The sequence below is a fragment of the Kineococcus lubricus genome, from assembly GCF_050871965.1.
In the GTDB taxonomy this organism is placed as follows: Bacteria; Actinomycetota; Actinomycetes; order Actinomycetales; family Kineococcaceae; genus Kineococcus.
In genome coordinates, this window is sequence record NZ_JBJLSK010000003.1 from 225,745 (window position 1) to 232,948 (window position 7,204).

The 7,204-nt window shown below is 74.7% G+C and carries 7 protein-coding genes and 1 riboswitch; of the genes, 4 read left to right on the forward strand and 3 right to left on the reverse strand.

All coding sequences use genetic code 11. From position 1 onward, the window contains the following. Positions 1-3: 3 nt before the first annotated feature. The 3 genes from ACRYRX_RS03750 to ACRYRX_RS03760 all read right to left on the reverse strand — a co-directional run bounded on the left by ACRYRX_RS03750 (position 4) and on the right by ACRYRX_RS03760 (position 3,228). On the reverse strand, positions 4-1,014 hold the full coding sequence (locus tag ACRYRX_RS03750; protein ID WP_432510462.1) for a hemolysin family protein: 1,011 nt from the start codon (positions 1,012-1,014) through the stop codon (positions 4-6). After that, complete coding sequence (locus ACRYRX_RS03755; RefSeq protein WP_432510463.1) at positions 1,007-2,365, reverse strand: hemolysin family protein; 1,359 nt, start codon at positions 2,363-2,365, stop codon at positions 1,007-1,009. Before ACRYRX_RS03755 ends, ACRYRX_RS03750 begins: the two co-directional genes overlap by 8 nt. Before the next feature lie 122 nt (positions 2,366-2,487). Next, positions 2,488-3,228 (reverse strand): YqjF family protein, encoded by a 741-nt coding sequence (locus ACRYRX_RS03760; protein ID WP_432510464.1) that lies wholly within the window; start codon positions 3,226-3,228, stop codon positions 2,488-2,490. 74 nt (positions 3,229-3,302) lie between these two features. Then, positions 3,303-3,395: riboswitch (SAM riboswitch) on the forward strand. 76 nt (positions 3,396-3,471) lie between these two features. Here ACRYRX_RS03760 and ACRYRX_RS03765 point away from each other — a divergent pair. From ACRYRX_RS03765 to ACRYRX_RS03780, 4 genes are all read left to right on the forward strand, one after another. Next, a complete protein-coding gene (locus ACRYRX_RS03765) occupies positions 3,472-4,224 on the forward strand; it encodes an ABC transporter ATP-binding protein (RefSeq protein WP_432510475.1) in 753 nt (250 codons plus the stop codon). Between the two features lie 41 nt (positions 4,225-4,265). Further along, positions 4,266-5,294 (forward strand): aliphatic sulfonate ABC transporter substrate-binding protein, encoded by a 1,029-nt coding sequence (locus tag ACRYRX_RS03770; protein ID WP_432510465.1) that lies wholly within the window; start codon positions 4,266-4,268, stop codon positions 5,292-5,294. Continuing rightward, positions 5,291-6,091, forward strand: a complete 801-nt coding sequence (locus ACRYRX_RS03775) for an ABC transporter permease (protein WP_432510466.1) — start codon at positions 5,291-5,293, stop codon at positions 6,089-6,091. The genes ACRYRX_RS03770 and ACRYRX_RS03775 overlap by 4 nt, the downstream gene beginning before the upstream one ends. A 142-nt stretch (positions 6,092-6,233) precedes the next feature. Next, positions 6,234-7,013 carry a sporulation protein gene (locus ACRYRX_RS03780; protein WP_432510467.1) on the forward strand — a complete coding sequence of 260 codons (780 nt, stop codon included), beginning with the start codon at positions 6,234-6,236 and terminating at the stop codon, positions 7,011-7,013. The last annotated feature ends 191 nt before the right edge of the window (positions 7,014-7,204 follow it).

Here is a 7,204-nt window from a genome sequence, read left to right on the forward strand (position 1 = left end):
GGGTCAGGCCGCGGCGGTTCGGGGGAACAGCCGGCGCAGCACGTCGGCCATCGTCACGACCCCCTCGACGCGCGTCCCGTCGGTCACGACGGCGAGGTGGTTGCTCGTCTCGCGCATCCGCTTCAGCGCCGCGTGGACGGTGGTCCCCGCCTCCAGCTCGAACACGTCGCGGACGAACGGCGCCAGCGGCGCACCGGACGGCTCGGTGAGGGTGTCGCGCACGTGGACGACGCCGGTGATCGCCTGCGGGGTCCCGACGAGGATCCGCAGGTGCCCCGTGCGCCGGGTCAGTTCCCGCACCTCGTCCACCGTCGCGTCGGCCGCCACGCACGCCGGGACGGCCCCCGGGCGCAGCAGGTCGCGCACGGTCAGCCGTTCCAGGTCCAGCGCCCCGGACAGCTGCGCCGAGAACCTCGCGTCGAGCGCCCCGACGTTCGTGGAGTGCTCCAGCAGGTGCCGCAGCGTCTCCGGGGTGTGCGCGGTGGCCCGCTCGTCCACGGGTTCGACGCCGGACTTGCGGACCAGGACGTTGGCCGCCTCGTTGAGCAGCTTCAGGACCGGGCGGAACACCCACATGAAGGCGCGCATCGGGACCGCGAGCAGCAGCGCCGACCGCTCGGGGTGCGCGATGGCCCAGGACTTCGGGGCCATCTCCCCCACCACGAGGTGGACGAACGTCACCACGAACAGCGCGAGGACGAAACCGAGGACGTCGGCCGCGACCACGGGGACCCCGAGGGCCTCGAGGGCCGGGGTGATCCAGTGGTGGACGGCGGGTTTGCTGATGGCCCCCAGCAGCAGGACGCAGGCGGTGATGCCCAGCTGGGAACCGGCCAGCAGCACGGTCAGCTCGTGCGAGCTCTTCAGGGCGGCCCGCCCGGAGGCGGTCCCGGCGGCCTCCTCCAGCCGGTGCCGCTTGGCGCCCAGGAGGGCGAACTCGACGGCGACGAAGAACGCGCTCGCGGCGACGATCAGCACGGTCACCGGGACGACGACGAGCCAGTTGTCAGTCACCGGCCACGACCTCCTCGGACAGTTCCAGCCGCACCCGGGCGGGCACGTGCCGCTCGACGGTCAGGACGCGGACGGACAGCGTGCGGGGTTCGGCCCCGGGTTCACCGGGGTCGGCGGGCAGGTCGAGGACGAGTTCGGCGCCCTCCTGCGGCAACCCGCCGTGGGTGGCCATGACCAGCCCGGCGATCGTCTCGTAGTCGCCGCGCGGCAGGTCCACCCCCAGGGAGCGCTCGACCTCGTCGACGTGCACCTCACCGGACATCTCCCAGACGCCGTCGCCCTCCACGGGCACGTACCCCGCGGGGTCGTCCTCGTCGTGCTCGTCGGTGATCTCACCGACGAGTTCCTCGGCGAGGTCCTCGACGGTGACGACGCCGGCGAAACCGCCGTACTCGTCGACGACGCAGGCGAGCTGGTTCTTCGTCTCGCCCAGCTGGCGCAGCACGTCCGGCAGCGTCGTGAACGTCGAGACGACCAGCGGCGGCCGCATGACGCGGGTGACGTGGGCGCTGTCGGGTTCGGTCGTCGTGAGCAGGTCGGCCAGGTGCACGACCCCGAGGACGTCGTCGGTCCCGGTGGCCAGCACCGGGTAGCGGGAGTGGCCCACGGCCATCAGCGCGCGCACCAGCCCGAGGTCGTCGCTCTCGCCGATCGTGTCGACCCGCGAGCGCGGGATCATCGCGTGCTCGACGTCGCGCTGCGGGAAGTCGAGCATCCGGTCGAGCAGGACCGCCAGTTCCGGCGGCAGGTCGCCGCTCTCGCGGGACTCCTCGACGATCGCCTCGAGGTCCTTGGCCGTCGCGGCGTGCTCGACGTCGTGGACCGGCTCGATCCTCAGCGCCCGCAGCAGGGCGTTGGAGGAGGCGTCGAAGAACGCGATGAGCACCCCGAAGACGCGCAGGTAGACCAGCGTGGAGCGGCTCAGCCGCACGGCCAGCGGTTCGGGCTTCGCGATCGCCAGGTTCTTCGGGTACAGCTCGCCGAACAGCATCTGCACGAACGTCGAGAAGACGATGGCGATGACACCGCCGATCCCGACGCTGACCGCGGTCGGGACGCCGACCCCGCCCAGCAGCGCCCCGAGGGACTCCCCGATGAGGGGTTCGGCCACGTACCCGACGAGCAGGCCCGTGACGGTGATGCCCAGCTGGGCACCGGAGAGCATGAACGAGGTGCGGCGGGTGACGCGCAGGGCCCGGTCCGCACCGGGGTCCCCGGCGTCCGCGCGGGCCCCCAGGGCCGAGCGGTCCACCGACATGTAGGCGAACTCCTGGGCCACGAAGTACCCCGTGGCCACGGTGATGACGAACACCACCAGCACGCCGAGGAGGAGGGCGAGCACCTCCGTCACGCGACCACCTCACCGTGGTCGGGCGCCGGGGTGCTCGCGCAGGTACTTGAAGGGTCGTCGTGATCGTCGTCGCGCATCGGCGGCGGCGGTCCTCTCCTGGTTCCGGGGACGGTACGCGGTGGTCAACGAACCGTGCCACGCCCCAGTTCCCCCGGCAGCCCGAAGCGGGTCGTGACCCGCCGCGCGAACGCGACGTGGTCCGGCGGCCCGGACACCCCGAACCCCGCCGCCGCGACCAGCCCGTCGTCCAGCTCGAGCACCTCGGCCGAGCGCAACGGCCACCGCTCGTGCTCGTTGGCGATCCACCAGGTGCGGCCCAGGTGCTCCACGTGCAGCCCGAACCGCGACGTGAGGAAGACCCCGAGGTCGTCGACGGCCGGCGCGCCCTCGCGGACGGCGACCCGGCTGCGCACCCCCGCACGGGTCCGGCACGTCCACAGCAGCTCCCGCGCCCCGTCCCGCACGCGCACCGCGTGGCGCATCGTCGACCAGCGGTACGGCAGGCCGAACGTCAGCCGCGCGCCGAGGACGACGGCGAGCCGGCTCGCGTCCAGGCTCGCGAACACCACCCCCCGGCGGCCCTCGTCGTCGACGGAGTAGAACCGCACGTTCGTCTCCAGGAACGTCCCCGCGTACGGCACGCTCCCCCGCCGCCCCGGCCCGGCCCCGCGCAGGGTGAAGGGGATGAGGCCCACGTAGGTGGCGCCGTCCAGGACGTCGGGGCGGACCCCCGGCGGCATGAGCGGCGCGACCCGGCCCGGGTCCACGGCCCAGTGCAGGAACGCGAGGTCGTCCCAGTGCTGGTGCATCATCACCGGCCCCGTCAGGGCCACGGCCTCGGGCGAGGGCAGGCGGTCGACCACCCCGACAGCGTGCCGGAGGGGCGCCGGTCCGGCGACCCGTTCGGCACCACCCCCGCCGCTGGCCTACAGTGTGCCCACCATCCAGAGCGGCCGAGAGACCTGGCTCGTCGACGCCGCAGCAACCGCCTCCTCGTGAGGTGTGGTGCTCACGCCGGGACCGATGGAGGAGATCGCGTGACGACCGCACCCACCGCCACCGCGTCCACGTCCGCCCCCGGCGGCACGCGCGTCGACGCCGCCGGCGTGCGGCTGCGCGGCGTGAGCCGGTCCTTCGGCGGGCACCGCGTCCTCGCGCCGCTCGACCTCGACCTGGAGGCCGGCAGCACCGTGGCGCTCGTCGGCGCCTCCGGCTGCGGGAAGTCGACGCTGCTGCGGCTCGTCGCCGGCCTGGACACCCCCTCCACCGGCACCGTCGAGGTCGCCGGGCAGCCCGTCCGCGGCGTCCACCCCCGCACCGCCGTCGTGTTCCAGGAACCGCGCCTGCTGCCGTGGCGCGACCTCGCCGGGAACGTCGCCTTCGGCCTGCCCCGCGGCACCGACCGCGCCCGGGGCCGCGCGGAGGTGCTGCGCTGGCTGGAGGTCGTCGGCCTGGAGGGGTTCGCCGGGCACCGGCCCCGGCGGGTCTCCGGCGGCATGGCCCAGCGCACCGCGCTGGCCCGCGCCCTGGTCCGCCGCCCCGGCGTCCTGCTGCTCGACGAGCCGTTCGCCGCCCTCGACGCCCTCACCCGGCTGCGCATGCAGGACCTGCTCGACGAGGTCCAGCGCGGCACCGGCGCCACGGTCGTGTTCGTGACCCACGACGTCGACGAGGCGCTGCACCTGGCCGACCGCGTCCTCGTGCTCGGCAAGGACGGGAACGACGACGACGAGGCGGGCGCCCGCGTCGTGCGCGACCTCGCCGTCGGCGCGCCCCGCCCCCGCGACCGCGCCGACGCCGCCACCGCCCGGCTGCGCGTCGAACTGCTCGACCTGCTCGGCGTCCCCCGCACCGCCTGAAACCCCCGCGCACCCCCCACCACCGCACCCCCGGGAGAACTGTGTCCACGCTGCCCCGCACCACCACCCGTCGCGCCCTGCTCGGCCTCGGCCTGGGTTCCCTCGCCCTCACCACGGCCGGCTGCGTGCAGGGCGAGTCGTCCTCCGGCGGCGCCGCCACCGCCGCCGCCGGCGGGTCCGGCGGCGGCGACCGGGTCCGCCTCGACTACGCCCTCTACAACCCCCTCAGCCTCGTCGTGCGCGAGCAGAGGATCCTCGAGGACGCCGGCCTGACCGTGCAGTGGGAGCAGTCCCAGGGCAGCAACAAGGCCAACGAGTTCCTCCGCAACGGCAACCTCGACCTGGCCTCCACCGCCGGTTCGGCCGTCCTGCAGGCCCGGACCAACGGCTCCCCCGTGCAGACCGTCGAGGTGTACTCCCAGCCGGAGTGGACCGCGCTCGTCGTCGGGAAGGACTCCCCCGTCACCGACGTCGCCGGGTTGCGCGGCAAGAAGATCGCGGCCACCACCGGCACCGACCCGTATTTCTTCCTCCAGCAGGCGCTCGCCCAGGCCGGGTTGTCCGGGACCGACGTCGAGATCCTCAACATCCAGCACGCCGACGGCCGCGCCGCCCTCGAACGCGGCGACGTCGACGCGTGGGCCGGGCTGGACCCGAACATGGCGGCCACCGAGCTCCAGGCCGGGTCGAAGCTGCTGTACCGCAACGTCGACTTCAACACCTACGGCGTGCTCAACGCCCGCGAGGAGTTCATCCAGGACTCCCCCGACCTTGTCCAGCAGGTCGTCGACGCCTACGCGACGGCCCGCGCGTGGGCGCTCGCGAACCCCGCCGACCTCGCGACGCTGTACGCGACCGCCGCGCAGCTGTCCCCGGAGGTCGCCGCCCGCGTCCTGGAACGCACCACGCTCGACCTCGACGGGGTTCCCGGCGACGCGCAGCGGACGGTGCTCACCGGGATCGTCCCGCTCATGGCCGCCACCGGTGACGTCCCCTCCGAGGACGCCGCGACGAAGGCGCTCGACACGCTGCTCGTGCCCGAGTTCGCGCAGAAGGCGTCCGCGGCGTGAGCACGGCCACCCCGGCCCGGGAACGGGCCGTGGACGCCCCGGTGCGCCGGCTGCGGCCGGGCTGGTGGCTGGGGGCCGTGGTGCCCGTGGCCCTCGTGGCGGCCTGGTGGGCGACCACCGCGGCCGGGGTGTTCCTGCCCAGCCAGCTCCCGCCGCCCGGTGACGTGCTCACCGCGGCGCAGCAGTTGTGGGGCACCGGTCAGCTCCAGACGAACATCGCCATCAGCGTGCAGCGGGTGCTCGTCGGGTTCGCGCTCGGTGCCGCGGCGGGGCTCGCGCTCGGCGGGCTGACGGGGTCCTCCCGGCTGGCGTACCGGCTGCTGTCCCCCACCCTCGGGGCGCTGCGCGCGGTGCCGTCGCTGGCCTGGGTCCCGCTGCTGGGGTTGTGGATCGGGCTCGGGGAACCGCCGAAGATCACCCTCGTCGCGATCGGGGCGTTCTTCCCCGTCTACACGACCGTCGTGTCCTCCCTCACCCACCTCGACCCCGCGCTCGTGGAGGTCGGCCGCGCCTACGGCCGCCGCGGGATCGGCCTGTTCACCTCCGTCCTGCTGCCCGCCACCGCGCCCGCGCTGCTGTCGGGGCTGCGGCTGGGGCTGGCGCAGAGCTGGCTGTTCCTCGTCGCGGCCGAGCTCATCTCGTCCTCCATCGGCCTCGGCTACCAGATGACCAACGGGCAGAACACCTCCCGCACCGACCAGGTGCTGCTGGCGATCATCCTGCTCGCGCTGCTGGGCAAGGCGTCCGACGTGGTGCTCGGGGTCGTCGAGGGGCGGGTCAAGGCGGCGCGGGACTGACCCGCGACCGCTCCCGGTGACGAGGGGCCCGGTTCCGCCGCGGCGGGGCCGGGCCCCTCGCGTTCCCGCCCCGGGAACGCGCGGCGCGGCCCGCCCGTCCACCCGGTGGGGGCCGGCCGGCGGCCCGGGAACGGAGGACGGGATGGCTCTGCGCGACCTGGCCGCACGCTTCGGCGCGGGTGCGGCGACGGTGGACACGGTGCTGGAGGACGACGTCGCCCGGCCGGGCGGCCCCGTGCGGGGCCGCGTCGTCGTGACCGGCGGCAAGGTCCCCCAGGACGTCCAGGAGGTCGTCGTCGCCCTGCAGGCCCGGGTGGAGGTGGAGAGCGGCGACTCCGAGTGGCGCGAGGACGTCGCCTTCGGCAGCGCCCGCGTCGGCGCGGGGTTCACCACCGTGCCCGGCGAGCGGGCCGAGCTGCCGTTCGCGCTGACCCTGCCGTGGCAGACGCCGATCACCGCGATCGGCGGCTGGCACCTGCGCGGGGTGGCCGTCGGCGTGGCCACCCGGCTCGTCATCGCCGGGGCCGTCGACCCCGGGGACCTCGACGGCCTCACCGTGGCACCGCTGCCGGTGCAGCAGGCCGTGGTCGACGCCCTCGGGTCGCTGGGCTGGCGGTTCAAGCACGCCGACGTGGAGAAGGGCCGCGTGCGCGGCTCCGACCTGCCCTTCTACCAGGAACTGGAGTTCGCCCCGCCCGCCGGGGTGCGGAAGGTGAACGAGCTGGAGGTCACCTTCCTCGCCGACGCGCAGGGCGTGGACGTCGTCCTGGAGGCCGACCGCCGCGGCGGTCTGCTCACCGAGGGGCGCGACGTCGTGAGCCGGTTGCGGCTGTCGCACGGCGACACCGACCGGGCCCGGGTGGCCGCGACGCTGGACCGCGCCGTGCACGAACTGGGTGCCCGGCGCGGCTGGGGCTGGTGAACCCCGCCGGGCCCGGGAGACCGGGCCCGGCGGGTTCCCCGGGCCGGTGCCTCAGCGGACGCTGAGGGTGAGCTGCTGGGACCCGGAGTGGACGTCGTCGCTGAGGTCGACGCGGTACAGACCGCTCGCCGGCAACGTCACCGTCACGTCACGCTGGTTCTGCGCGTGCGTGGTGTGCAGCGGGGTGCCGT

Coding starts and splice junctions, on each gene's coding strand:
- ACRYRX_RS03780 (WP_432510467.1), top strand. CDS start 6,234: ATGGCTCTGCGCGACCTGGCCGCACGCTTCGGCGCGGGTGCGGCGACG.